Annotated in this window: 25 protein-coding genes; 7 read left to right on the forward strand and 18 right to left on the reverse strand. The window is 64.1% G+C overall.

Annotated elements, in window-relative coordinates:
- Positions 1–95: 95 nt before the first annotated feature.
- Positions 96–971 (reverse strand): LysR family transcriptional regulator, encoded by an 876-nt coding sequence (locus tag ShzoTeo12_RS05945; protein WP_011191349.1) that lies wholly within the window; start codon positions 969–971, stop codon positions 96–98.
- 228 nt (positions 972–1199) lie between these two features.
- On the opposite strand from ShzoTeo12_RS05945, the gene ShzoTeo12_RS05950 reads away from it, so the two are divergent.
- The 4 genes from ShzoTeo12_RS05950 to ShzoTeo12_RS05965 all read left to right on the forward strand — a co-directional run bounded on the left by ShzoTeo12_RS05950 (position 1200) and on the right by ShzoTeo12_RS05965 (position 4045).
- On the forward strand, positions 1200–2432 hold the full coding sequence (locus tag ShzoTeo12_RS05950; protein ID WP_242222592.1) for a bifunctional alpha/beta hydrolase/OsmC family protein: 1233 nt from the start codon (positions 1200–1202) through the stop codon (positions 2430–2432).
- A 107-nt stretch (positions 2433–2539) separates the two neighbouring features.
- Positions 2540–3049, forward strand: coding sequence for a peptide-methionine (S)-S-oxide reductase MsrA (gene msrA / locus ShzoTeo12_RS05955; protein WP_018429617.1), 510 nt, complete (start codon positions 2540–2542; stop codon positions 3047–3049).
- Positions 3027–3404 carry an alcohol dehydrogenase catalytic domain-containing protein gene (locus ShzoTeo12_RS05960; protein WP_242222594.1) on the forward strand — a complete coding sequence of 126 codons (378 nt, stop codon included), beginning with the start codon at positions 3027–3029 and terminating at the stop codon, positions 3402–3404. The genes msrA and ShzoTeo12_RS05960 overlap by 23 nt, the downstream gene beginning before the upstream one ends.
- A 62-nt stretch (positions 3405–3466) precedes the next feature.
- The gene (locus ShzoTeo12_RS05965) at positions 3467–4045 is read left to right on the forward strand and encodes a hypothetical protein (protein WP_242222596.1); all 579 of its coding nucleotides are present in this window, start codon (positions 3467–3469) and stop codon (positions 4043–4045) included.
- 395 nt (positions 4046–4440) lie between these two features.
- On the opposite strand, the gene ShzoTeo12_RS05970 is transcribed toward ShzoTeo12_RS05965, so the two are convergent.
- On the reverse strand, positions 4441–4935 hold the full coding sequence (locus ShzoTeo12_RS05970) for a MarR family winged helix-turn-helix transcriptional regulator (protein ID WP_004099028.1): 495 nt from the start codon (positions 4933–4935) through the stop codon (positions 4441–4443).
- Between the two features lie 749 nt (positions 4936–5684).
- On the opposite strand from ShzoTeo12_RS05970, the gene ShzoTeo12_RS05975 reads away from it, so the two are divergent.
- Complete coding sequence (locus ShzoTeo12_RS05975) at positions 5685–6173, forward strand: YkgB family protein (protein ID WP_242222598.1); 489 nt, start codon at positions 5685–5687, stop codon at positions 6171–6173.
- A 13-nt stretch (positions 6174–6186) separates the two neighbouring features.
- Entirely contained in the window at positions 6187–6630 is a 444-nt protein-coding gene (locus ShzoTeo12_RS05980; protein WP_242222600.1) for a DUF6314 family protein, read from the forward strand.
- Positions 6631–6677: 47 nt separating this feature from the next.
- Here ShzoTeo12_RS05980 and ShzoTeo12_RS05985 read toward each other — a convergent pair whose 3' ends face one another.
- Together ShzoTeo12_RS05985 and ShzoTeo12_RS05990 are read right to left on the reverse strand one after the other, a co-directional pair.
- Positions 6678–7502 carry a YeeE/YedE thiosulfate transporter family protein gene (locus ShzoTeo12_RS05985; RefSeq protein WP_242222602.1) on the reverse strand — a complete coding sequence of 275 codons (825 nt, stop codon included), beginning with the start codon at positions 7500–7502 and terminating at the stop codon, positions 6678–6680.
- Between the two features lie 130 nt (positions 7503–7632).
- Positions 7633–8187 (reverse strand): MarR family winged helix-turn-helix transcriptional regulator, encoded by a 555-nt coding sequence (locus ShzoTeo12_RS05990; protein WP_242222605.1) that lies wholly within the window; start codon positions 8185–8187, stop codon positions 7633–7635.
- Positions 8188–8443: 256 nt separating this feature from the next.
- On the opposite strand from ShzoTeo12_RS05990, the gene ShzoTeo12_RS05995 reads away from it, so the two are divergent.
- Positions 8444–9346 carry a LysR family transcriptional regulator gene (locus tag ShzoTeo12_RS05995; protein ID WP_242222607.1) on the forward strand — a complete coding sequence of 301 codons (903 nt, stop codon included), beginning with the start codon at positions 8444–8446 and terminating at the stop codon, positions 9344–9346.
- Here the strand turns inward: ShzoTeo12_RS05995 and ShzoTeo12_RS06000 are convergent.
- The 14 genes from ShzoTeo12_RS06000 to ShzoTeo12_RS06065 all read right to left on the reverse strand — a co-directional run bounded on the left by ShzoTeo12_RS06000 (position 9343) and on the right by ShzoTeo12_RS06065 (position 23489).
- Positions 9343–9579: a DUF2274 domain-containing protein gene (locus tag ShzoTeo12_RS06000; RefSeq protein WP_242223836.1), complete on the reverse strand. Its 237-nt coding sequence runs from the start codon at positions 9577–9579 to the stop codon at positions 9343–9345. The two genes, ShzoTeo12_RS05995 and ShzoTeo12_RS06000, sit on opposite strands and share 4 nt — an antisense overlap.
- A 2-nt stretch (positions 9580–9581) precedes the next feature.
- Positions 9582–10802 (reverse strand): TrbI/VirB10 family protein, encoded by a 1221-nt coding sequence (locus ShzoTeo12_RS06005; protein ID WP_242222609.1) that lies wholly within the window; start codon positions 10800–10802, stop codon positions 9582–9584.
- Entirely contained in the window at positions 10799–11848 is a 1050-nt protein-coding gene (gene trbG / locus ShzoTeo12_RS06010; protein WP_242222611.1) for a P-type conjugative transfer protein TrbG, read from the reverse strand. Before trbG ends, ShzoTeo12_RS06005 begins: the two co-directional genes overlap by 4 nt.
- On the reverse strand, positions 11845–12528 hold the full coding sequence (trbF, locus tag ShzoTeo12_RS06015; protein WP_018429608.1) for a conjugal transfer protein TrbF: 684 nt from the start codon (positions 12526–12528) through the stop codon (positions 11845–11847). The genes trbG and trbF overlap by 4 nt, the downstream gene beginning before the upstream one ends.
- Positions 12528–13892, reverse strand: a complete 1365-nt coding sequence (gene trbL / locus ShzoTeo12_RS06020) for a P-type conjugative transfer protein TrbL (RefSeq protein WP_242222613.1) — start codon at positions 13890–13892, stop codon at positions 12528–12530. The genes trbF and trbL overlap by 1 nt, the downstream gene beginning before the upstream one ends.
- 4 nt (positions 13893–13896) lie before the next feature.
- Complete coding sequence (trbK-alt, locus tag ShzoTeo12_RS06025; RefSeq protein ID WP_242222614.1) at positions 13897–14286, reverse strand: putative entry exclusion protein TrbK-alt; 390 nt, start codon at positions 14284–14286, stop codon at positions 13897–13899.
- A gap of 10 nt (positions 14287–14296) precedes the next feature.
- The gene (trbJ, locus tag ShzoTeo12_RS06030) at positions 14297–15067 is read right to left on the reverse strand and encodes a P-type conjugative transfer protein TrbJ (RefSeq protein ID WP_242222616.1); all 771 of its coding nucleotides are present in this window, start codon (positions 15065–15067) and stop codon (positions 14297–14299) included.
- Entirely contained in the window at positions 15064–17520 is a 2457-nt protein-coding gene (gene trbE / locus ShzoTeo12_RS06035) for a conjugal transfer protein TrbE (protein WP_242222618.1), read from the reverse strand. Before trbE ends, trbJ begins: the two co-directional genes overlap by 4 nt.
- 12 nt (positions 17521–17532) lie before the next feature.
- A complete protein-coding gene (locus ShzoTeo12_RS06040; RefSeq protein WP_242222621.1) occupies positions 17533–17814 on the reverse strand; it encodes a VirB3 family type IV secretion system protein in 282 nt (93 codons plus the stop codon).
- Complete coding sequence (locus ShzoTeo12_RS06045) at positions 17814–18146, reverse strand: TrbC/VirB2 family protein (protein WP_242222623.1); 333 nt, start codon at positions 18144–18146, stop codon at positions 17814–17816. Before ShzoTeo12_RS06045 ends, ShzoTeo12_RS06040 begins: the two co-directional genes overlap by 1 nt.
- Positions 18143–19126, reverse strand: coding sequence for a P-type conjugative transfer ATPase TrbB (gene trbB, locus ShzoTeo12_RS06050; protein WP_242222625.1), 984 nt, complete (start codon positions 19124–19126; stop codon positions 18143–18145). Before trbB ends, ShzoTeo12_RS06045 begins: the two co-directional genes overlap by 4 nt.
- A 169-nt stretch (positions 19127–19295) precedes the next feature.
- Complete coding sequence (locus ShzoTeo12_RS06055) at positions 19296–19730, reverse strand: CopG family transcriptional regulator (protein WP_242222627.1); 435 nt, start codon at positions 19728–19730, stop codon at positions 19296–19298.
- 8 nt (positions 19731–19738) lie between these two features.
- Positions 19739–21724 (reverse strand): conjugal transfer protein TraG, encoded by a 1986-nt coding sequence (locus ShzoTeo12_RS06060; RefSeq protein WP_242222629.1) that lies wholly within the window; start codon positions 21722–21724, stop codon positions 19739–19741.
- A 25-nt stretch (positions 21725–21749) separates the two neighbouring features.
- On the reverse strand, positions 21750–23489 hold the full coding sequence (locus ShzoTeo12_RS06065) for a relaxase/mobilization nuclease domain-containing protein (protein ID WP_311936220.1): 1740 nt from the start codon (positions 23487–23489) through the stop codon (positions 21750–21752).
- Between the last annotated feature and the right edge of the window lie 233 nt (positions 23490–23722).

Here is a 23722-nt window from a genome sequence, read left to right on the forward strand (position 1 = left end):
TGCAGTCATTGCACCGACTATCGCAGTGCGCCCCAGATTTATCCAATACGCTGCGCGTATAGTTTCCATAGCGCCGAAGCTCTTCACGTCGTGATTCAGTTCCACTCATACCGGGCTGCCAGCTGCGCGATGTTCCGTATCTCGACCGTTGCCGTGGAGCCGGATACGGTCGCGATCACGACTTCGCGCTCCAAGACAAATCCGTCGATCGGCCGAGTGACGAGGCCTTGCACGGTCGGCGATCGTTCCGGAAGAATGCATATGGCGTGGCCGTCAGCGACGACCCGTTGCACCCAGTCCTCGCGATCTGATCGAAAGCGAGGTCGCATGAGCAAGTCCCGTCGCGCGAAGTGATCGAGGATCCGATCGCGAAACTCGCATTTCAGGCGATCGACGAAAGGAAACTCGAGCAGGTCTTCGCCGCGCACGATCTCGTTGGCAGCCAAGGGATGGTTTGCAGAACAGCCGAGCACGAAGCGCTCCCGAAATAGAGGATGCACATCCAGCTTGCGTTCCGGTCTTGTTTCACGCGGCATGATGCACGCGTGGTATTTTCCTGAAAGCACCTCCGATGTGTCCTCGTTCGACTGGAGCGAGTGCAGCTTGATTTCGATGGATGGCATCTCCGCCAATGCGCTCTCGAAGAATGCCGTAAATTCCTTTGGTCCGACGGTGGGCGCGACGGCGACATCCAGCACGCGGTGCCCCCCCATCGCCCAGTGCTCCGAGTGATTGCGAACGCTCTTCATCGCGACCACCATACGCCGGAATTCTGCCTCGACGTCATGGCCAAGGCCAGTCAGGCGGCTGTTCTTCCCGTCGCGATAGATCAGCGGCCCGCCAAGCTCATCTTCCAAGCGGCGGATCGCGCGGGTCAGACTTGGCTGTGACACACCGCTCAAGCGAGCGGCCGCTGTGAAATTCAGCGTCTCGGCCAAGTTGATGAAATAGCTGACTTGATTGAGTTCCATAGTCCTTTGGCCCACGCGCCTGACTGATACCTCTTCCGTGAGACCGCCTTTGGAAAGCAGGTCGCAGAAGTATGCTTGGCGCATATAATCATGGTATAGGGGCTTGTCTATATGCGCCAGACATATAAATGATAGCCTGAGATGACGATTAGCGGTTGGCGGTGCGCTCCGCTCAGCTCCGTCGAAGGTTCTGAGAGCGCAACCGCCGAGCCGCGTGCTGGAGGTTTGATGGACATGGCAGGAAGATCATTTACGTTTGTCAGTGGGGCTGGCTCTCCGCTTTCCGGGCACCTCGAACCGCCGGAAGGGACGCCGCGGGGCTGGGCGATCTTCGCCCACTGCTTCACGTGCGGGAAAGACAGTCGCGCCGCTGTTCACATCTCGCGCGCGCTGTCGCGTGCGGGCATCGGGGTCTTGAGGTTCGATTTCGCCGGGACCGGGATCGGCGGTGGGACGGGAGAACCTGTGAACTTCGCGTCGGACGTCGAGGACCTTCGGGCCGCCGCAAAGGCGATGGCGGCGGCGGGCATGTCACCGTCCCTCCTCGTCGGGCACAGCCTGGGTGGCACCGCTGCGATCGTAGCCGCCGCCGACATGCCTGATGTTGCGGCGGTCGCGACGATTGGTGCGCCGGCCGACCTTCAGCATATCTTGCGCCTCTTCGGACCGAATGATCTGAACACCATCGCGAGCGAGGGCGAGGCCTCGGTGGAGATTGCCGGTAGGCCGTTCCTCATTCGCCGAGGGTTCCTTGAGGCGGTTGAGGGGATCGACGTCGAGAAGGCCATTGCCTCCCTGCGACGGCCGGTGCTGGTCATGCACTCTCCGCTGGATCAGGTGGTCGGCATCGACCACGCGTCGCGCATCTTCGTCGCGTCCAGGCACCCTAAAAGCTTCATCTCGCTCGACAACGCGGATCACCTTCTCACCGACGTCGCGGACGCGAACTACGCCGCGGCCATGGTGGCGGTTTGGGCGAGCCGCTTTCTCCCACCACTCAGCGCGGATCTTCCGCAGGTCGAGGTTGCGGAGGGCGTCGTCGCCACCGAAACTCTTGCAGGGACGTTCCAGCTCAAGGTCCGCAGCGGCGAGCACACTCTGTTCGCCGACGAGCCAGCATCGGTCGGTGGCCTCGGGACCGGACTATCTCCCTATGAACTCGTATCTGCCGGCCTCGCAGCCTGCACGGTGATGACGATGCGTCTCTATGCGAACCGCAAGGGCTTTCCGCTCGAACGGGCGAGCACGACCGTGCAGCACGAGAAGGTGCCGGACATGATGCCACCCGACCGGTTCACCCGCACCATTGTCCTCGATGGGCCGCTGAGTGATGATCAGCGCGCTCGGATCCTCGCGATCGCTGATCGGTGTCCCGTCGATCTGAGTCTCATCCGGGGTTCGGACGTGCAGACCGAACTCTTGAGCGCCAGTCAGGCTGCGGATCCCGCGAGGCTGGCTTGACCGTGGCGCACACGGAGGAGGGCGAACGGACTGTGAGCCAATCGCCTACCGGCAATAGGGCGGCCGCGACAGAGCGAGCAATTCTCGCAGGCGGCTGCTTCTGGGGCATGGAGGATTTGCTGCGCCGAGCCAGGGGAGTCATTTCGACGCGTGTCGGTTACACGGGTGGAGAAATGCCTGATCCGACCTACGCGAGACATTACGGCCATGCGGAAGCAGTGGAAGTGACCTTCGACCCTTCCGTTCTCGCCTATCGCTCGCTCTTGGAACTCTTCTTCCAGATCCATGACCCCACGACCTACGAGCAACAAGGCAGCGATGTCGGTCCGAGCTATCGATCGGCGATTTTCTACACCACCGAAGTGCAGAAGGAAGTCGCCCTCACAACTATCGCGGAAATCGAGGCATCAGGAAGCTGGCCTGGCCCGGTCGTGTCGGAGATCAACCCAGAAGAACCCTTTTGGGAGGCGGAGCCAGAGCACCAAGAATACCTGGTGCGCTATCCTGGGGGCTATAGCTGCCACTTCGTGCGCCCGACCTGGCGGTTGGACCGCTCAGACGAACGCCCAGCTGTATACTTGACAGAAAGAGTTGATGATGACCGAAACCGTGACTAATCAGGCCGCCTGGCAGAAAGCGCCGGGGCAGCCACTGAGGATCGGTGTCACCGCTCTGCCGCATCTGGCGGCGAACGAGATATTGATCCGCAACGCGGCCATCGCGATCAACCCACTCGACTGGATTCTGCAGGACGTCGCGCTTTTGCCATGGCTCGACTATCCCGCGATTCTCGGCAGCGACGTCTCCGGTGAGGTCGCGGCGGTCGGTGGCGCGGTTCAAGGTCGGCGATCGAGTCATCGGACAGGCGGTCGGGACAACCGTAAATCAACCTGCGCAGGGTGCGTTCCAGCACCACACGATCGTGCTGGACCACATGGCGGCGCCGATCCCCAACAACATGGCCTTCGCTGATGCGGCAGTCCTCCCGCTTGGCCTTGGCACCGCCGCAAGCGGGCTCTACGGAACGGACACAGTTGGCTCTCGCGCCACCGTTACACTCGCCGACCGCGCGTCCAGAGGTCGTTCTGGTCTGGGGTGGATCGTCGAGCGTTGGCTGCAACGCCATCCAGCTCGCGGTGGCGTCGGGCTACAGGTGCGTCGCCACCGCTTCGGCGCGCAACGCCGGCCTGTTGAAGGAGCTGGGTGCAAGCGAGGTTCTTGACCACTCGAGTCCAGCCATCGTGGAAGACGTGATTGAGGCAATGCGCGGGCGCAGTCTCGCTGGAACGCTTCACGCGACCGGTCACATGAAAGACTGTTTTGCCGCAATTGCGAGATGCGAGGGCTCGCGCCGGGTGGCAGCGACGCTGGCCCCGCCCGACGAGCGTCCATTTGGAGTCGAGGCGACGCACATCTCCGGGACGAGCCTCAAGGATGACGAGGTTGGTCCAATGATCTACCGCGAATTCCTGCCGCAGGCTCTCGCGGCGCGCACGTTCGTCCCCGCCCCTCCGGCGAAGGTCGTGGGCCAGGGCCTTGAAATGCTCCAGGCTGCCTTGGAAGCCCTGAAGGCGGGTGTATCCGCAACGAAAATCGTCGTTACCCTGCCTTGAGTGACCAGCCAGGCGGTTTTTCGCGTTCGCAGTCTGAGGTGGCCCGCACTTTGCCGATTGGGAAGCTCTACCGGGAAAACGCGCTTGGGACGCGCGCTGCGCTCCTGCCGGAGCATGCGTTCCCGAAACCTGTTCCCGACTGCTTTTCCCCGAAACTACCTATCGGACATAGAGAAATGGGAATGCAGCGAGTGGTTTGAACGGCCGCTTCCGAAACCGCGTTCCGATCAATTGAGCGGCTAAAAGTGGGGCGATCACCGACATATTAGAATGAGACCGCCATGCCCGATCGGCCGGCTTGACGCGTAGCCAAAAGAATGCGGCTGATGGTAGGCTCGCTGACATTATGAAGCCCGCTATCTGAGCAGCGTTGAGCTGCCGCAATTGCGAGTCTCCTACGCGTCGTCGTTCTTCTCGCGGTCCACACCTCGCTCATGCAATTCGGCATCGACGGGGCAGTTCGTGCAGCCCTCGTAGCAGCACAAGCGGCAGATGCGGTATGACTGCTCGAGGTTTTCCAAGCGATTTCGGAGAACGCGTTCAGCGATGTCCGATAAGGTTTTCAGTTCGTCTGGATTAAGGATCGATAGCCCTTCGGCAATCACTTGATCGCGCGAGGCCAGGACCTCGTCGCTCGCGACCTTGCCAGTTGGAGTAAGATAGAGGGATCGCGCGCGCCCGTCTGTCGAATGCTCCCTGCGCTCGATCAATCCCTCGCTTACCAATCTATCCACCAGGCGAACAGTTCCAGCATGTGAAAGGCCCACCCCGATCGCAAGCATACGGATCGAGAGCCCGGGCTTGTGCGCGAGCAACGCCAGCGCTGAGGCGGCGGGTCCAGCTTCCGGCGCCCGCGATGAACTAGCGCGAACGATGTCGTCGCTGATCATGAGTGCGAACGCCCCGAAAATGTTTCGATCTCGAGGTCCATCCATTGCCACATCTATATGTGCGCGGAGCATAGACAGCAAGCCATACCGTGGTCCTCTTCCTCCGCGCGGCTTGTGGAAAATGTCCTGTTTTAAAAGGGTTTCGGAGGATTTCGACTGATCGAGCGCGCCGAAAAAAACGGGTCCGGCTCATTAAGGCCGCGGAACCTTTGATACCTGGCGGCTATAGGGCAAGCCTTTTCGCTCGGAATCGCCGTAGGTCGCGCCCGAGAATCACTCCGCGTCAGCGCTGTCATCCAGGCCGCGCAGGTGCAGATCAGCGAGACCTGGCTTGTCCCCGGCGTCGCACTTCCATCGTGTCACCGCGCGCGATCACGATTGTATCGATCCCATTGAGGAACAGTCCGTGCTCCACGACGTCGGGGATTGCGGCGATCGCTGCTACGATTTCGGTCGGCACGGTTATCTCGTCCAGGGCCGCGTCCATCCGTACAGGCTGGACGTTTGCCAACGGGCTATAGGCCCACCCGGAGCGCCAGCCCTATCAAGTCAAAATCCCGCAAGGTCGCGCGTTTGCTGGGTAAAGGCATCGCCGATGAGGATGGCTTCGTGAGGCAGCGAAGCGCGAGCCAGCCGCTCGACATATCTCGCTTATTAGTATATGCGTCGCGCATATACTGCAACGCCTGCCCGAAGCACGTAGACGACGTTCGTGACGTTCCCACGGGACCACTGTTGAGGAATTTTAGATGAGCATTTTCGACCGTTATGAATTTCTTGTCCCCGAGCACGGTCGGAGGGATCTTGGCCTGCTTAGATGGTCTCTCGTGATCGTATTTCTGTGGTTCGGCGCGATGAAGTTCACAGCGTACGAGGCCTATGGTATCGCCCCGTTTATCGAACACAGCCCGATCATGAATTGGCTGGGCATGTTCGGGATGCAGGGGCAAAGCTATTTCATCGGCGTTATCGAGTTATCGACCGGTCTCGTTCTGATCCTTGGTGCATTTCGTCCACTCTTCTCTGCGCTCGGCGCACTGATGTCAGCGGCGACATATCTGATCACGCTGACCTTTTTCATCACCACCCCCGGTGTAGCGGAGCCGACCGCCGGCGGCTTTCCTGCGATTTCGGCTGCACCAGGGCAGTTTCTACTGAAGGACGCAGTTCTGCTGGCGGCGTCCCTCGTGCTGCTGCTTGCTTCGGTCCGCCACAGAGGCGCGCTTGTGCCCTCGTGACCGGGGTCATTTCGTGAAGGCGGGCGCGCAAATCCTGCAGAACTTCCGTGGGGCATGGATGCTCCGTCGTGATATCCAGCCCGGAGGCGCTCAGCTGCATGGCGACGCGGTCTTCGCTCCCGTCGGCGAAGGCGCGCTCGCTTGTCGAGAGAGCGGCATTCTCACGCTGGCAGATGGCAGTGAATTCTCCGCATACCGGCAGTATTGCTATCGCTTGAGCGAAGACATTGTTGTCGTCGAGTTCGCAGACGGACCTCATATCGGGACGCAGTTCCTCAGCTTGAGTTTCGCACGGACGGAAAGCGGGTTGAAAGCGAGTGACGTCCATGCCTGCGGAGATGACACCGACCATGCAACCTGCAGGATGCTGGGGCCGGCGGCCTTTGAAGTGGTCATCATGGTCCAAGGGCCTGCAAAGGCATACGAGCTAGTCAGCCGATACTCCCGGTCGGGATAAATGCTCATGTCAGGTGGGAGAATCCTCTGTTGCCCTTATCATGGTCTTCAAAGGCGGCGCTGGAATAACTTACCACGCGCTGCAAATCCGAAGACGATTGTCATCGTCATCAGAACGTAGGCGACTATCCCACCAGGTGAAAGAGTCGGAACCGCTGCGAGGATCAATCCATCATTCCCGCCGGGTATGAGCGCAATGCCGATACCCATCAATGTGCCGCCGACGACAGATCGCAGAATGCCATTGGCTGTCGGCAGTTGGAGACGCAGATTCCCTTGGCGAAAGGAGGCGGTGAGGGCGCCTGCGATCGAAGAGATCACCGCAGTGAGCGCGACCTCGCCGGCCGGCGACATTCTGAGAGGAAGGCCACGTTGAATCAGGTCTGCGAAGGTCCAGGCCGGCGAGAGTGCATATAGAAGTCCACCAGTGATACCGAGTCCAATCATCGAAGCGCCGAACGACCAACCCGGCTTTGTTCGCAGAACGCTCTTCATGGAAACGAAAACGAGTGCCAGCACGAGCACAGCAAGGAAGGCTAGGAGAGTAACGAGGCCTGTTACGCTTGGTCTGGAGATCAAGCTTGGCCATGTTGCGTCGTAGTCGAACCTGCCATGGTCGGCAGCCAAGATACCAATCGCCAATCCCAAGGGTAGAGCTAGAAGTCGCATCTCCCCATCCCCAAGCCGCGCCAGCGATCCGAGCAGGCATGTGTCATTAATGAGTGCGCCGAGGCCGAAGGCTATAGCGCCGATGAGCAGGAAGAAATTGATGCTGGTCGAGGGTGCGAGTGTTGCGCCCAGTGTTCCCGTCCAGACTATCGGGACCGCAACCAGGCCTGCCGCTGCCGACGCTGCGAGAAATCCGACGAACATTCTCGGCGGCTGTCGTCTGTGTAACTCATGAGCGGCCACCACTAAACAGGTTCCGCCTTGGTTCGCGGCATATCCGAACCCGAAGGCAAGTACGCATAGAAGAAGTTCGAGCGCAAACGATCCCACTATATCAAGCCTGCCTGATCATATCGTCAGCCGTTTGGTGCGACGTTCCGGCGTCGTGAGCGCCCGGCTTTGCTTTACTACGGGAAGGCGCGATCCTGCTGTAGCCGCACAGATGGCAAAGGCTGATCGAACCATCCTTGTCGAAGCCGTTTGCCACAAAGAGCCGCTCCGACAGCACGCCTAGAATGTCGAGGTCATTGGGCGAAAGGGGCGAAACACATTCGGAGATCACCTGCTCCCGTGCCTTGAGCAAGGCTTCCGTTATCTTCTTCCCTGAATTGGTGAGGTGAATGAAGCGCGCGCGCCTGTCGGCGATATGTCTTCGTCGTTCCACCAACTGTTCGTGCTCGAGCCTATCGATCAATCGCACCGTTCCGGCATGAGAAAGCCTGATCCGGCTTGCCAATACGCTGATCGGCAGGCCGGGCTCCATGCTGAGAAACACCATCACCGCGGTCGCCGGGCCGCTTGGTGAAAAGGAGGCCGAGACACTGGCGATGCTGTCAGCAACCGCCAGCGCCAGTGCACCAAAATGGTATTTGGCGACCTCAGGCTCCATGCCGCAATAATATATGCATCGCGCATAGACATCAAGTGTGCGAAAATGTATGACCGCCGCATGCATCTATGGCAGATTCGGACATGGTCATGCTCATTGAGGGGCTCAGCTCGGATTCCACATCTGAGATCAACGGACGTGCTTGTACCCCAGGCGCTAGCGGGGGTGGGCTCGATGAAAGTGGACGCGCATGGATGCCTCTCACCGGGCGCAGGCGGTTCGCCAATGAGATCGCCGGTATGATCGGACGGGTCTCATGCCCGATCTGACTCTTGATCTCCGATACCTGAAATACGCCGTTCAGGTCGCCGAGGCCGGCAGCTTCCGCCGAGCGGCGGAACGCCTATCGGTATCGCAATCCACCGTCAGCCGACGTGTGCAGCTGTTTGAGCGCCAGCTTGGCTTTTCTCTCTTCAAGCGTACGCGAGCGGGGGCAGGGCTGACTCCAGAAGGTGAACGCTTCCTTCAACAAGCGGTGGTGGGAGCGCGCTACCTTCGTAACGCCGCAACGGAGATCCGTTCCGCGCGAAAACTCATAACCGGGCTAGTGAGGTTTGGAATGCTTGAAGCGTTTCCGGCGTGCCCGATCATCGACATTCTCGCGGCATTCAGAAATCGACATCCGACGATCGAGGTAAAGCTTGAGGAAGGCACTTCAGAAGAAAACTCTTTGGGGGTGAACCGCGGGTTACTGGACGCAGCAATCAGCCTGAGTGCGAGCAAAAGCCCTCAGTTCCAAGTTCGACGTCTCTGCGAACCAGATCTGTTCGTGGCATTGTCCCCGCTTCACGAGTTGGCAGCACGGCCACAGCTGTCGTGGGAGGACATTTGTGACGAAGTCTTCCTCGTTCGCTCGGATGGTGCTGGGCGTGAGCTTGCTGGCATACTCCGGCGCATGGTGGGCGCCGGAGACGGAGCGGTTCAACTCTCGATCCAACAAGTCAGCCGAGAAACCCTGCTGACGATGGTCGAACAGGGCTTCGGCTTGACCATCACCAGCGTGATATACCGGCCGGATATCGCGTTGATCCCGCTCCCATCGGCTCGGGCGCCGACGGCCGCTATAATTTCGTCCAGAGACAACGACAACCCGACTCTGCCGCTGCTGCTGAAGTGTTTCGACACCCCCTCTAGCATTAGAGCGGGGACCACGGACTAATCGACGCTCCCCGGCGTCAACGTTCGCCTGGCTTTGGCGAAGCCACGGTCTGTCGCGATGAACCGTTGTAACATCGGGACGATTAACCGAGCTGGGTCAACAGCGGACTGACCTTGCTCTCGGCCCAATAGGTGGGCGTAGTCAATAAGGTCCTGGTGGAGAGCTGCGGGTAGCTCGACCTGTACCTTAAGTGGCTTTTCGTCCGCGATGGGGCCTAGCTTAAGCTTCGACATCATCACCCTCCATATGGCTCCAGCACCAAGTCTCGCGTCACGATAACGCGCACGGGAAATCCGGGCCGAATAGTGATTGTGGGCGCGACGTTGAGCTGACGCCTTACAATCTGCTGCCCTGCGTCGTTGATGGTGTCCTGCCCACCGTTCCGGATCGCCTGAGCGAGCCGATCGTCGTTGTCGACCGCGAGTTCGGCGCCGACGCTCAGCAGTGTCGACAATCCCGCAGCCTTGGCCAGATCCCACCAATGGTAATCGACGCCATCCTGAAGCCCTGCGAACCCTTCAGCGTCAGCGCCAGGCTGGCGCTCGAGAACGATCGAGCGCCCGTTCGGGAAGACGAGCCGAGTCCAGACGAGCAGGACGCGGCTCTGGCCGAACTGCACGTTGTTGTCGTACTGCCCGACCACACGAGTGCCTTGCGGCACAAGCAAGATACGGCCGGTCGGGCTGTCGTAGATGTTCTCGGTGACCTGCGCGGTGATCTGGCCGGGTAGATCGGATCGGATGCCGGTGATCAGCGCCGCGGATATCACTGCTCCCGCCTGAAGGACGTTCGGCGATACTGGCGCAGCGACGCGATCGGGCGCAACCGTCCTGCGATCGGCCGCCACGTTCAGAAACGCGTTCTGCCGGTCCTGCGCCGAGGGCGTGGCGGGCGGCGGAGCGAGGCCAATGCTCGCCAAATCCGGCCCCGGCGCGAGCGCTGGGGCAACTCCCGCAGCAGCGGGGGCGCCCCGGCTTTCCGATCCGGAGAAGAGACGGCTGGTGCGCGCGGTCTCGATTTCCTGAAGGCGGCGCTGCTCTTCCGGGCTGATGCCGGGATTGGGCGCGGCCGTCCCGGGTGTTGGCACCGGCTGTCCGCGATCCTGGGTACTGAGGATCGGCCGGCCGAGGTCACCGGGAAGAGGGGGACCGAGCTGCGGCACGCCACTGTAATCTCGCGGCAGGCCGGCCAGTCCGTCAGCGGTCGAGCGGTTCTCGGTCGAATAGAGTTCGTCGTTCGGCCGACCGGCGTCACGGGTCTGAAGCGCGTAGATCAGCGCACCTCCGAGCCCGACGCTGGCGACAAGACCGAGGCCGGCGAGAACCTTCCGCGATAACCGGGTGACGCGGGGCGGTTCGGCCCGCAGCCGCATCGGCGCAGGCCCGACCGGCTCGCCGGTCAGGGGCTGCGCATCGTCGTCCGGCACTTCCTCATTCCGGGGCGGGTTCTCGCTCACGAGGTCGGCCTCCCGTCTGTGCGGACGATCCTGACGCGCTTCTGCTCGCGGCCGGAGCCGAAGCGAAGTTCGGCAGCCGCGAACAGACGATCAACGATCATGTGGTGGCCGCGAACGCGATAGTTCACCAGCTCGGAGGTGTTGCCCTCGGGGCCGACGACGAAGAGTGGCGGCATCTCGCCCTGACCGATGCCGCGCGGAAACTCGATAAAGACCTGGCGTCCGTCGTCGAAGGCGCGCAGCGGCCGCCACGGCGCACGGTCGCCCTCGATCGCATAGCGGAAGTTGACGTTCGCGAGATCGACGCCGCTCGCCACCGGCTGGGCCGCCTGCGCCTCGGCGTTCTGGCGGCGCAGCGCAATGAGCTGGTCTTGCGGATACTGCCATGAGACCGACGCCATATAGGTGCGCTCTGTCGAGCGCAGTTCCATGTGATAGGTGCGCATGTTGGTGTTGATGACGAGGTTGGTCATCAGGTCGGCGCGGGTGGGCTTTACCAGGATGTGGATCTGGCGCGTTGCCCCCGATCCGCTCTCGGTGTCGCCGATGATCCAGCGCACTGTGTCGCCGGCGGCCACCGGGCCTGCGCCGACAAGCTGCTCCCCGGGTTGGAGCGCGATGTCGGTGATCTGCCCGACGGCGGTATAGACTTGATAAAGCGCCCCTTGGGTCCACGGGTAGACCTGCATCGAGTTAATGAAGCCGTCGCGCACCGGCTGGACTCGTGCCGCCTCGTTTGCTTGGTTGACGCGAGCGGTCGGATTAGAAGGCTCCGGGGCACGCCGCGTCTCCTCCACACGCTGCAATTGGCCAGGCAGCGGCAGCGGCCGGGGCAGCTCGACCACGGTGACCGGCGCGGGTGGATCGACGGTCTGCACCGCCGGAGCCGCATTGTCGTAGGAAATCTCCGGCGGCGGATTGGTGGTCGCGCAGCCCGCGAGCGCGGTCGCCGCTAGCAGAACGACCGGGAATGCGGCTCTACGGAGAGCCGGGAGTACGAGTGTGTGTGAAGCCGGGTTTCCGGCTTTACGGAAATACGGCTTCATTGCCCAAGCTCCCGTGACCAGTTGATGGCGTTGACGTAGATGCCGAGCGGGTTCGCTCTGAGCCGGTCGGCGTTTCGGGGGATCTGCACGACGATCGTCAGGATCGCGGTCCAGCGCGTGGTCTCGGCGAGCTGGCCATTTTCGTATCGGCGCTCGACCCACGCGACGCGGAAGCTGTCCGGGGACGCGCGGATGACGCTGGAGACGTCGACAGCGACCTGCTGCCGGCCGACCCGTGTAAAGGGGTCGTTGGAGCGGGCGTAGTCATTGAGCGCCATGGCGCCGCGGTCAGTCGTGAAGTCGTAGGCGCGCAGCCAGTTCTGCCGGACGATGATCGCATCGGCCGGAATGCTCCGGACCTGCTCGATGAAGCGCGCCAGGTGGAAGGCAATCTGCGGATCGGTCGGACGATAGTCGGCCTCGGCGGGCGCGACGGCCTGCGCCTGACCGATGCGATCGACCTGCACCACCCAGGGTACGATCGTCCCGCGTGCTGACTGCACGACGAGCGCGGTGGCGAACCCGGCCGACAGGATCAGCGAGCCGAATGCCATGAGCCGCCAGTTCTTGGCCTGCACGCGCGAGGCGCCGATGCGCTCATCCCAGACCTGGGTGGCGCGTTGATAGGGCGTCTCCGGCTCGGGGGCCTTGCCATAATGGGTAGAGGGTCGTTTGAACATCAGCGATCGCCTTCGGAAAGATTGATGGAAGAGCCGCCGCCGTGGGCATCACCTGAGCGGACGGCATGGGCCGTGGCCTGGACGGCATGGGTCATGTGCTGGGATCGGCGCATCCGCTGCGCCCAGGCCGGCGGACCGCCTGCGTTTGTGGAACCCGCGGCAGCGGCGCCATCACCGGCCGCGTCACCGCCGATCGAGCCCATGGTGGAAGTGCCGCCTGTCGCCTCGAAGGCGGCCTTGCCGCCAGTGTTGAAGCTTGAGCGCATGCTTTCGGCGGCACGCGATGCGGCGCGGCGCAGGGGCGAGACGGCGGCGCTGCCGCCGGCACGGGCGACCCCGCCGAGACCGGAAGCGACGCCGGCCGCGCCGGACTGCCCGGCTGCGCCAAGGCTGTAAGCGGTGGACGCGCCGCCAGCGATCGCAGCACCGCCACGAGCGGCGGCGGCCGCACCACCGGCCAGCGCAGCGCCACCCGACGCGGCGGCGCCGACGGCGCCAGCGCCGAGCGCGACCATGCCGCCCGCGGCGATGCCCGTGCCGACCGCTGCGCCGGCGCTGAGCTGGGGACCACCGGAGACGATGCCGCTTGCAATACCGGGACCGAAGATGCCGAGGCCGAGCAGCGACAGCGCGGCGAGCACGATCGCCATCGCTTCGTCGATTGTCGGATTCTGGCCGCCGAAACCGGATGTGAATTCTGAGAAGAGCGTCGAGCCGATGCCGATGATGACGGCCAGCACCAGCACCTTGATGCCGGAGGAGATGACGTTGCCGAGCACGCGTTCGGCCATGAAGGCCGACTTGCCGAACAGGCCGAACGGGATCAGCACGAAGCCGGCGAGCGTCGTCAGCTTGAACTCGATGAGCGTGACGAAGAGCTGAATGGCGAGGATGAAAAAAGCGAGCAGCACCAGCGCCCAGGCCAGGAACATGCAGGCGATCTGGATGAAGTTCTCGAAGAACGACCAGTAGCCCATGAGGCTGGAGATGGAATCGAGCAGCGGCCGTCCGGCGTCGAGCCCGGTCTGAGCGACCTTGCCAGGGCGCAAGAGGTCGGCCGTGGTGAACCCGGTGCCGCTAGCCTTCAGGCCGAGGCCGGCGAAGCTCTCGAAAATGATACGGGCGAGGTTGTTCCAATTGCCGATGATGTAGGCGAACACTCCGACGAACAGCGTCTTCTTCACCAGGCGGGCCATGATGTCGTCGTCGGCGCCCCAGCTCCAGAACAGCGCCGCCAGCGTCACGTCGATGACGATCAGGGTGGTGGCGATGAAGGCGACTTCGCCGCTGAGTAGCCCGAATCCGCTGTCGATGTAGCGGGTGAAGACCTCAAGAAAATGGTCAATGACGCCGGTGCCGCCCATGATCTTATCTCGCCTCGTCGAGCTGCGGCGGCGCGATCGGTGCGGCGGGCTCGATGGCCGGCTGATCGGTGCGGTCCGATTGGGGTGTGAGAGTGTCTCGCGGCGCTGGCGGGATGTCCGGCAAGCGCTCGGCAGGTCGCGCGCCGGGCGCGAGGAAGCGGTTGCGGTTTTCGGCCCAGGCCCGCAGGCACGCCGGATCGCGCGGCCCCGCTTCGCCGAGCACCTGGCAGCGGATCAGTTCGTCGCGCAACGGATCGCCCTGCGCTTGGGTGGTCCGGCCGGACGGCCACGCCTCCCGCACTTCCTCTGTCCGGTTCATCTCGATCGCGGTCGCGGTGATCGCGACGGCCACAAACACGACAGCGCCAAGCCGGGCGAGCATCTTGCCGTCCATGGCTGCGCCCTCAGTTGCCGTTCGGGAACATGCGGGCGTTGCCGGGCTGATAGCCGGTGCCCGGCGTCAGGAAGCGCCGGCGCTGTTCGCGGCCCTGTTCGGCCGCTGCCGCCCGTTCGGCCTCGGAGAGGCTCTGTGCGCGGCCATTGGCGGCGACGACGGCGGTGAGATCAGCGAGCTGCTGTGCTTGCAGGGCGAGAAGCTGATTGCCGGCTTGGGTCGCCTGCAACGCGCCGGTCGCGCCCTGGCTCTGGCCGACCAGCGCCGACATCTCGCTGCGATTGGTGTCGATGTTGCCGACGACGCCGGCCTGGACACGCATCGCGTCCTGCAAGCCGCCAACCGTGTTCTGCCAGCGCTCGCGCGCTCCCGCGACGAGCGCCTGATCGGAGGCCGACATCGACGCGTTGCCGTAGGTGGTCTGGAACGCGCGGTCGATCTGCTGGACGTTGAGGGCGATGCCCTGCGCCTCTTGCAGGAGCTGCTGCGTGCGCTGCACCGACTGCTGAAGCTGTTGGAGCGAGGAATATGGCAGGCTGGCGAGGTTGCGGGCCTGGTTGATCAGCATCGTCGCTTCGTTCTGAAGCTGGGTGATCTGCTGATTGACCTGCTGGAGGGTGCGCGCCGCCGTCAGGACGTTCTGCGCATAGTTGGTCGGATCGTAGACGATCCATTGCGCAGCGGCGGGAGTGCTGAGGATCGGCGAAAGCGCGATCGGCGCGGCAAGGAGCGCTGCGGTGATACGCAGTGCAAGCGAGCGGGATTGAGTAGAACGGGTCATGGGCGTGTCTCCGGATCGGTTTGGGGGATGACGTTGGGAAGGTCGGCGACGAGGTCTGCGGCCCAGGCGAGCCGGTTCTCGGCAAGCCATTCGGCAAGGAAACCATCCGTGCCGCTGCGGGCGTGGATCGCGGCGATCAGCGCCTGGTGCTGCTTCGACGAGGCGGCGCAGAGCGCCAGCGCCACGTCCGACAGGCCCAGCTCGAAGAGCCGGTTGCCGCGGCGGGACTGGCAGTAGTAATCGCGTTTGGGCATCGCCCGGGCGAGGATCTCGATCTGACGATCGTTCAGCCCGAAGCGGCGATAGATCGCTGTAATCTGCGGCTCGATCGCGCGTTCGTTGGGGAGCAGGATGCGGGTCTGGCAGCTCTCGATGATAGCCGGCGCGATCGCTGAGCCGTCGATATCCGAGAGCGACTGCGTAGCGAAGATGACGCTGGCGTTCTTCTTGCGCAGCGTCTTGAGCCACTCACGGAGCTGGCCGGCGAAGCCCTCGTCGTCGAGCGCGAGCCAGCCTTCATCGACGATCAGCAGCGTCGGCCGACCGTCGAGGCGGTCCTCGATGCGATGGAAGAGATAGGCAAGCACGGCGGCAGCGGCGCCAGTGCCGATCAGCCCTTCGGTCTCGAAGACCTGAACATTGGCTTCGCCCAGATGCTCGGCCTCGGCGTCGAGCAGCCGACCATAAGGACCGCCGACGCAATAGGGCCGCAGCGCCTGTTTCAGGTCGTTGGACTGAAGGAGAACCGACAGGCCTGTCAGCGTTCGCTCGGTGACCGGCGCGGACGCTAGCGAGGAGAGTGCTGACCAGAGATGCTCCTTCACCTCGGGCGTGACCGGCACGCTCTCGCGCATCAGGATCGCGACCAGCCAATCGGAGGCCCAGGCGCGCTCGGCGACATCGTCGATGCACGCGAGCGGTTGAAGCGAAACGCTGTCGTCTGAGCCTTCGGTGAGGCCACCGCCAAGATCGTGCCAGTCTCCGCGCATGGCGAGCGCGGCAGCGCGGATCGATCCGCCAAAGTCAAAGGCGAAAACCTGCGACTGCGGATAGCGCCGGAACTGCAGCGCCATCAGCGCCAGCAGCACCGACTTGCCGGCGCCCGTTGGCCCGACGATCAGCGTGTGGCCGACATCGCCGACATGGATGGAAAGCCGGAACGGGGTCGAGCCTTCGGTTCTGCCGTAAAGCAGTGGGGGTGCATCGAAGTGCTCGTCCCGTTCCGGTCCCGCCCACACCGCCGACAGCGGGATCATGTGGGCGAGATTCAAGGTGTTGATCGGCGGCTGCCGGACATTGGCGTAGACATGGCCGGGCAGCGAGCCGAGCCAGGCGTCGACCGCGTTGATCGTCTCGGGCATGGCGGTGAAGTCGCGGCCCTGGATGACCTTCTCGACCATCCGCAGCTTTTCAGCTGCGATGCGCGGGTCCTCGTCCCAGACGGTGATAGTCGCCGTCACATAGGCCTGGCCCGCATAGTCGGCACCCAGCTCCTGCAATGCCATGTCGGCGTCGGCGGCCTTGTTGGCCGCATCGGTATCGACCAGCGCAGAGGCCTCGTTGGTCATCACCTCCTTGAGGATGGCGGCGATCGACTTGCGCTTGGCGAACCACTGACGCCTGATCTTCGTCAGCAGCTTGGTGGCGTCGGTCTTGTCGAGCAGGACGGCGCGTGTTGACCAGCGATAGGGAAAGGCCAGCCGGTTCAGCTCGTCGAGGATGCCGGGCGTGGTCGCGGTCGGGAAGCCGACAATGGTGAGGATGCGGACATGTGCGTCGCCGAGCCGGGGTTCGAGCCCGCCGGTCAGGGGCTGATCGGCCAGCAGCGCATCGAGATACATCGGCGTCTCGGGCACGCGGACGCGGTGCCGCTTCGTCGAGACGGTCGAATGCAGATAGGTCAGCGTCTCGCCGTCATCGAGCCAGGCGCATTCCGGCATGAAGGCGTCGATGAGCTGAAGGATGCGATCGGTGCGGTCTGCGAAGCCGCGCAGGATCTCGTGCGCATCGACGCCGGCGTGATCGCGACCCTCATAGAGCCAGGTCTCGGCCCGCGCCGCGTCTTCGGCCGGCGGCAGATAGAGGAAGGTGAGGAAATAGCTGGACTCGAAATGCGCGCCGGCTTCCTCGAAGTCGGCCTTGCGTTCGGCGTCGACGAGGGCGGATGCGCTGTCGGCGAACATGCTTGCCGGATAGGTGGCGGCGCCATGGCGCTGCGCCTCGACGAAGATCGCCCAGCCGGAGCCGAGGCGACGAAAGGCGTTGTTGAGCCGGGCGGCGACGGCGACCAGCTCGGCCGGCACGGCGCTGTCGAGGTCCGGGCCGCGGAAGCGCGCGGTGCGCTGCAGGCTGCCGTCCTTGTTCAGCACGATCCCTTCGCCAACCAGTGCGACCCAGGGAAGGAAGTCGGCGAGCCGGGTGTTGCGGTTGCGATATTCGGCGAGGTTCATCATCGTCGTTCCTCCTCAGACCGACAGGTGGCCGGGGATGCGCAGATGCTTGCGCACGACGTCGACGAACTGCGGATCGCGCTTGGCGGCCCAGACGGCCGCGAAGTGGCCAAGAGCCCAGAGGCCCAGGCCGACCAGCCAGAGGCGAAGACCAAGGCCGAGGGCTGCCGCAAGCGTGCCGTTGAGAATGGCGAGCGAGCGCGGCGCGCCGCCGAGCAGGATGTGCTCGGTCAGCGCCCGGTGAACTGGAACCGAGAAACCCGGCAGTTCGCCGCCATGGTCAGCGCCGTTGGCCATCAGACGAGCGCCCCGCCGCCGAACGAGAAGAACGACAGGAAGAAGCTGGACGCGGCGAAGGCGATCGACAGGCCGAAGACGATCTGGATCAGCTTGCGGGCACCGCCGGACGTGTCGCCGAAGGCGAGCGTCAGGCCGGTGATGATGATGATCATCACGGCGATGATCTTGGCGACGGGCCCCTCGATCGATTCGAGGATGGACTGCAGCGGCGCTTCCCACGGCATGGAGGAACCGGACGCGTGCGCGGCGGGCGCCATCGCCAATGAGACGAATGTGACGGATACCGCTGTCGCGATATGGCGGCGGATGCGCAGGGCGTGCTTGATCATGACGGGTCTCCTGTGAGGGGCTGGGTTGCGGGGGTGACGCGGTAGTCGCCGTCGGAGCCGAGGCCCTCAATGCGGGCGAGTTCGGCGAGGCGGCGCGATGCGCCGCGGCCGGAGAGCACGGCGATGAGATCAATCGTCTCCGCGATCAGGGCGCGCGGGACGGTGACGACGGCTTCCTGAATGAGCTGCTCCATGCGGCGGAGCGCGCCGATGGCGGTGCCGGCGTGGATGGTGCCGACGCCGCCGGGATGGCCGGTGCCCCAGGCCTTCAGCAGATCGAGCGCCTCGGCACCTCGGACCTCGCCGATCGGAATGCGGTCGGGGCGCAGGCGGAGCGAGGAGCGGACGAGATCGGAGAGCGAAGCGACGCCGTCCTTTGTCCGCATGGCGACGAGGTTCGGCGCGGCGCATTGCAGTTCGCGCGTATCCTCGATCAGGACGACGCGATCCGAGGTCTTGGCGACCTCGGCGAGCAGCGCGTTGGTAAGGGTCGTCTTACCGGTGGATGTGCCGCCGGCGACGAGGATGTTGCGGCGGTCTGCGACAGCCTGGCGTAGCGTCTCAGCCTGACCTGCGGCCATGATGCCGGCGGCAACATAGTCGTCGAGCGTGAACACGGCGACGGCGGGTTTGCGGATCGCGAAGGCGGGCGCGGACACAACGGGCGGCAGCAGCCCCTCGAACCGCTCTCCCGTTTCGGGCAGCTCGGCCGAGACGCGCGGGGCGCCGGGATGAACCTCGGCGCCGACATGGTGCGCGACGAGACGGATGATCCGCTCGCCGTCCGAAGGCGACAGCAGCTCACCCGTATCGGAAAGCCCTTCGGAAAGCCGGTCGACCCAGAGCCGCCCATCGGGATTGAGCATCACCTCGACGATCGCAGGATCTTCCAGAAAGCGGGCGATCGCCGGCCCGAGGGCCGTGCGCAGCATGCGGGCACCGCGAAGGAGCGCTTCCGATTTCTGGTGAGTTGCCGCCACGTCGTCCCCGTTCTCTTGCGGGACCGCGACACGCGGCCCTGGATCGGGGATGAGTAGAAGAGGCAGAAATTAGGGCCTGACAACAACCGTGCTGTGGTCGTCGTACTGTGGCGTACAAATACAGGGAAACGGCGGAACGCAGGAATACTTGTGGTAGGCGCGGTCGTAATTAATCCGCGTCGCGCGCGGGCGCGATGTCTTCCGAAATCTCCTGGCGAAGCTTCGGCCCGTGAGCGAGTCGCCGGCCGAGAGCGGTGACGAACGCCTCGTAGCGCTCGCCTGCTTTCGAGCGCGCCGCAGCCTGTGCGGGCTCCGGCAGCGGCGGGTTTGTCGTCAGCCAGAAGCGGATGAACACGGCCAGCGTTTCGACGCTGATTCCGAGATCGCGCTCCATCCGCGCCATTCGCCGGTCGATCTGGTCGAGCCGCTTCGTCGTCGCAGCCTCCTGCCGTTCGGCAGCATCAGGCGACAGAAAGGAGGCGATGCCGGCTTCCGCGATCAGCGAGAGGGATTGATCACGACGGCCCGCGTGCGCGGCGAGCGCCTTCATGACCTCCGGTTCGAGATATACAGACAGGCGCTGCTTTTTGGGGGGCTTCGCCATTGTGCCTCCTAAAGATCGATGCCGTCGCCGGGATCAAGCGACGCCTGCCGCGCCACCTGGCGCATCGTCTGGTTCATGCGCGAGAGGCGCGCGGCGTCCTCGTCGGCGTCGTCGCGGGGATCGATCTCAAACTCGTTTTCGATGGGTTGCTTTGGCTCGACGGGTTTTGAGCGACTCAACTCCGGCTGGTGCCGGCGCTCGGAGTCGGTCGTATCCTCGTCCTCCGATCCGTCGCCGCTAGCGGCCGCTGCCATCACCGGTGTCGCCGGAAGAGGCAGCGTGCTCCAGTCGTCCGGTCGTGCAGTGGTCGGCTTGACGAGATTCGGCGGCGGCAGGATGCGCTCCTGAAACCGGCGATCCTCATAATATCGCGCCTTCTTCGCGCGGATCGGCGGGGTGCCCGCCACCATGACGATTTCGTCGGATGGCGGAAGCTGCATGATCTCGCCGGGCGTCATCAGTTGCCGGGCTGTCTCCGAGCGCGAGACCATCATGTGACCGAGCCAGGGCGACAGGCGATGACCGGCATAGTTCTTCATCGCGCGCATCTCGGTCGCGGTGCCGAGCGCGTCGGAGACACGCTTGGCGGTCCGCTCGTCATTGGTCGCGAAGCTGACGCGGACATGGCAGTTGTCGAGGATCGAGTTGTTCGGTCCGTAGGCCTTCTCGATCTGGTTCAGCGACTGGGCGATGAGGAAGGCTTTGAGACCGTAGCCGGCCATGAAGGCAAGCGCGCTCTCAAAGAAGTCGAGGCGGCCGAGGGCCGGGAATTCGTCGAGCATCAGGAGAAGCCGGTGGCGGTTGCCCTTCGCGTTCAGATCCTCCGTGAGCCGCCGGCCGATCTGATTGAGGATCAGACGGATCAGCGGCTTGGTCCGGTTGATGTCGGATGGCGGCACAACGAGGTAGAGGGTGGTCGGATGCTTGCCGCCGACGATATCGACGATGCGCCAGTCACAGCGGCGTGTGACCTCGGCGACGACAGGATCGCGATAGAGGCCGAGGAACGACATCGCGGTGGACAGCACGCCGGACCGCTCGTTGTCGGATTTGTTCAGCAGCTCGCGAGCGGCGCTAGCGATCACCGGATGCGGGCCAGCCTCGCCGAGATGGGCGGTCCTCATCATGGCGGCGAGCGTCGAGTCGATCGGCCGCTTCGGGTCGGAGAGGAAGGCGGCGACGCCAGCCAGGGTCTTGTCGGCCTCGGCGTAGAGGACGTGCAGGATGGCGCCGACCAGCAGCGCGTGGCTGGTTTTTTCCCAGTGGTTCCGCTTCTCCAGCGAGCCTTCTGGGTCGACCAGGATATCGGCGATGTTCTGGACGTCGCGGACCTCCCACTCGCCGCGGCGGACCTCGAGCAGAGGATTGTAGGCGGCCGACTTCGTGTTCGTCGGATCGAACAGCAGCACGCGGCCGTGCCGGGATCGAAAGCCCGCCGTCAGCGTCCAGTTCTCCCCCTTGATGTCGTGGACGATGGCCGAGCCCGGCCAGGTCAGCAGTGACGGCACGACCAGGCCGACGCCCTTGCCGGATCGCGTGGGAGCGAAGCACAGCACATGCTCGGGACCATCGTGACGGAGGTAGTCGCGCTCGAACTTGCCCAGGATCACGCCATCCGCGCCCAGGAGGCCCGCGGCACTCACTTCGCGAGCATCGGCCCATCGGGCGGAGCCGAAGGTCTCGGCGTTCTTGGCTTCGCGCGCCCGCCACACGGACATGCCGATCGCGACGGCGATGGAAATGAAACCGCCCGACGCGGCGATATAGGCGCCTTCGATGAAGATCGGCGGAGCATAGGCATCGTAGAAATACCACCACCAGAAAAAGGCTGGCGGATAGTAGATCGGCCAACCGGCCAGTTCGAACCACGGAAGTCCAAGCTGTGGCTGGAAGCCGAGCCGATAGGCCGTCCATTGCGTCGCCGCCCAGGTTGTCATCAGCACGATCAGGACGACGGTGAGGATCTGGCCCCAGAGGATTTTGGTCGCCGACATGGCGGGCACTCCTTTCTTGATTGGGCTACATGCCGAGGCCGCGGTTGCGGCCGAAGCTCCAGTCGACGCCACCGGCGCCGTGCGACACGCCGGAGACGTGCTGACCGACCTGGCGTTCGAGGGACGGCGACCAGGGCACGAGCTGGAATCCGAGGCCGTCATCGATCATGGCGAAGCGGCCAGACGCGAGCGCGAAGCGCTGCCGGTAGGTGCCCGCCACATACTCGCCCGTTGCGGCCTTCGAGAATTGTCGGCCGGTCTCGGCCGCGAGCTTCTCGCCAAGGGCGTCGACCTCGCGCTGCCGCAGCATGTCGATCAGCCCGGGTGAGAAGCTGACGCCCCGTGTTTGTCGCTCGGCGAGACCTTGACCAACGAGATGGTCGGCACGGCGGTCCATAGCCTGGCGCACCTCGGCGCCGAAGCCGCCGCCGCCGAGCGGAACGGGCTCACGGGCGATCGCCTGCCGGTCGAGCCAGGTCGCGCCGGTTGCATGGACTTGCCTCTCGATGTCGAGATCGGAGCGGATGGCGAGCGCGACCCGTCTGCGTCCCTGCGCGTCGTCGAATTTGCGCAGCTCGACGATCGAGCCCGGCGCGCTATCGCCGACCGCGTCGAGGTCGGGCAGCTTGATATGATGGGTCCGTCCGTCCGTGCCATCGACCACGGCGTAGGCGGTGCCCTTCAGCTCATCGTCGAGACCACGATCGACCAGCCGGCCAACGACAGGATCGTTGAGGCTCTCGCCGGCGAGCACATAGCTGGCGGCGCCGCGCTCGATACCGCGTTCCGTCAGGCCGCGGTGAATGCGTTTGATGATGTCGCCGCGCTCGCCCAGTTCGCGCAGCGTCGCCTCGGCATTCTCCGATACGACCCATTGGCCGGGGCCGACCTGATCCGCAAGGCCGAGCGTCTCCAGCTTCCGCAGCCGGCCGACCTTCATCGCGTGGAACTCGTCGGGCTGGCGATCGGGATGCGGGGCGAGATCGACGACGCCGGTGCGATAGGCGTCGCGCGAAAGCTGGCGGTCGAGATTGGTCCAGCGTTCCGACTCGATCTGGCGTTCGAGATTGCGGCGTATCTCGTGATCGGTGCGCGGCCCCAACTCTTGGGTGGCGAGATCCTGCGCGCGGGCGCGCATGCCTTCCTTGATGTAGTCGCGCGAGATGACGAGGTCCTGGCCGTCATCGGTGCGCCCGCGCAGGATGATGTGGACGTGCGGATTATCCGTGTTCCAGTGATCGACACCGACCCAGTCGAGCTTGGTGCCGAGATCCTTTTCCATCTGCCCCATCAGGTCGCGGGCATAGGTCTTGAGGTCGGACATCTCCGTCGCGTCCTCGGGCGAGACGATGAACCGGAAATGATGCCGATCATCCTGGGTCCGCTCGGCGAAGGCCTTGGGATCGGCGTCCTCGGTCTCGGGACCGAACAGCCGCGCCTTCTCCCCATCCCGGGTGACACCCTCGCGCCGCAGGTAGCTAAGGTGGGCGGAAAGCGGCGTGGCCCGCGCGCTATGACGGACGACGCGCGTCTTGATTACGGTGTTGCGCGATCGGCTGGTGAGCAGCCGGTTGGCCTGCACCGTCGCGCGCTGGCCGCGCCCGAAACGCGAGCGGTTGCCCGAACTGATCGTGCCGGACCGCGAGACGCTGCCGCCGGCGCGCTGCGCAGCCGCCAGCGCTTGGGCGATGAAGGGTCGCGCCTGCTGCGCGCGGGTCGAGCGGATGCGGCCTGGCCGGATGCGGAAATCGTCCTCGCTGCTCATGGCCGAGGCCCCGCACATCGCGCAATCGCGCGGTAATCCTTGGCGAAATGGCGGATGCGCAGGCTGCGCCGATCAGGCGCACCTCGCGCCAATGCGCCATAAGTCCCTGAAAACACACGACCGCACCAAGCCGCACCTCGCGCGCTTTTATCTCGCCATCGTGCGGTTGTGTTGCCTGCTCTCCCTCCTCGGACCGCCATCCTTCCGCCAGAGCACGCTATTCCACGAAATAC

Source organism: Shinella zoogloeoides, from assembly GCF_033705735.1.
Classification (GTDB): domain Bacteria; phylum Pseudomonadota; class Alphaproteobacteria; order Rhizobiales; family Rhizobiaceae; genus Shinella; species Shinella zoogloeoides_A.

What these genes read in the sequence shown, in the direction of transcription:
- ShzoTeo12_RS05945 (WP_011191349.1), bottom strand. Translation starts at nt 971, where the DNA reads ATGGAACTCAATCAAGTCAGCTATTTCATCAACTTGGCCGAGACGCTG.
- ShzoTeo12_RS05950 (WP_242222592.1), top strand. Translation starts at nt 1,200, where the DNA reads ATGGACATGGCAGGAAGATCATTTACGTTTGTCAGTGGGGCTGGCTCT.
- msrA (WP_018429617.1), top strand. Translation starts at nt 2,540, where the DNA reads ATGGAGGATTTGCTGCGCCGAGCCAGGGGAGTCATTTCGACGCGTGTC.
- ShzoTeo12_RS05960 (WP_242222594.1), top strand. Translation starts at nt 3,027, where the DNA reads ATGATGACCGAAACCGTGACTAATCAGGCCGCCTGGCAGAAAGCGCCG.
- ShzoTeo12_RS05970 (WP_004099028.1), bottom strand. Translation starts at nt 4,935, where the DNA reads ATGATCAGCGACGACATCGTTCGCGCTAGTTCATCGCGGGCGCCGGAA.
- ShzoTeo12_RS05975 (WP_242222598.1), top strand. Translation starts at nt 5,685, where the DNA reads ATGAGCATTTTCGACCGTTATGAATTTCTTGTCCCCGAGCACGGTCGG.
- ShzoTeo12_RS05985 (WP_242222602.1), bottom strand. Translation starts at nt 7,502, where the DNA reads ATGTTCGTCGGATTTCTCGCAGCGTCGGCAGCGGCAGGCCTGGTTGCG.
- ShzoTeo12_RS05990 (WP_242222605.1), bottom strand. Translation starts at nt 8,187, where the DNA reads ATGGAGCCTGAGGTCGCCAAATACCATTTTGGTGCACTGGCGCTGGCG.
- ShzoTeo12_RS05995 (WP_242222607.1), top strand. Translation starts at nt 8,444, where the DNA reads ATGCCCGATCTGACTCTTGATCTCCGATACCTGAAATACGCCGTTCAG.
- ShzoTeo12_RS06000 (WP_242223836.1), bottom strand. Translation starts at nt 9,579, where the DNA reads ATGTCGAAGCTTAAGCTAGGCCCCATCGCGGACGAAAAGCCACTTAAG.
- trbG (WP_242222611.1), bottom strand. Translation starts at nt 11,848, where the DNA reads ATGAAGCCGTATTTCCGTAAAGCCGGAAACCCGGCTTCACACACACTC.
- trbF (WP_018429608.1), bottom strand. Translation starts at nt 12,528, where the DNA reads ATGTTCAAACGACCCTCTACCCATTATGGCAAGGCCCCCGAGCCGGAG.
- trbL (WP_242222613.1), bottom strand. Translation starts at nt 13,892, where the DNA reads ATGGGCGGCACCGGCGTCATTGACCATTTTCTTGAGGTCTTCACCCGC.
- trbK-alt (WP_242222614.1), bottom strand. Translation starts at nt 14,286, where the DNA reads ATGGACGGCAAGATGCTCGCCCGGCTTGGCGCTGTCGTGTTTGTGGCC.
- trbJ (WP_242222616.1), bottom strand. Translation starts at nt 15,067, where the DNA reads ATGACCCGTTCTACTCAATCCCGCTCGCTTGCACTGCGTATCACCGCA.
- trbE (WP_242222618.1), bottom strand. Translation starts at nt 17,520, where the DNA reads ATGATGAACCTCGCCGAATATCGCAACCGCAACACCCGGCTCGCCGAC.
- ShzoTeo12_RS06040 (WP_242222621.1), bottom strand. Translation starts at nt 17,814, where the DNA reads ATGGCCAACGGCGCTGACCATGGCGGCGAACTGCCGGGTTTCTCGGTT.
- ShzoTeo12_RS06045 (WP_242222623.1), bottom strand. Translation starts at nt 18,146, where the DNA reads ATGATCAAGCACGCCCTGCGCATCCGCCGCCATATCGCGACAGCGGTA.
- ShzoTeo12_RS06055 (WP_242222627.1), bottom strand. Translation starts at nt 19,730, where the DNA reads ATGGCGAAGCCCCCCAAAAAGCAGCGCCTGTCTGTATATCTCGAACCG.
- ShzoTeo12_RS06060 (WP_242222629.1), bottom strand. Translation starts at nt 21,724, where the DNA reads ATGTCGGCGACCAAAATCCTCTGGGGCCAGATCCTCACCGTCGTCCTG.
- ShzoTeo12_RS06065 (WP_311936220.1), bottom strand. Translation starts at nt 23,489, where the DNA reads ATGAGCAGCGAGGACGATTTCCGCATCCGGCCAGGCCGCATCCGCTCG.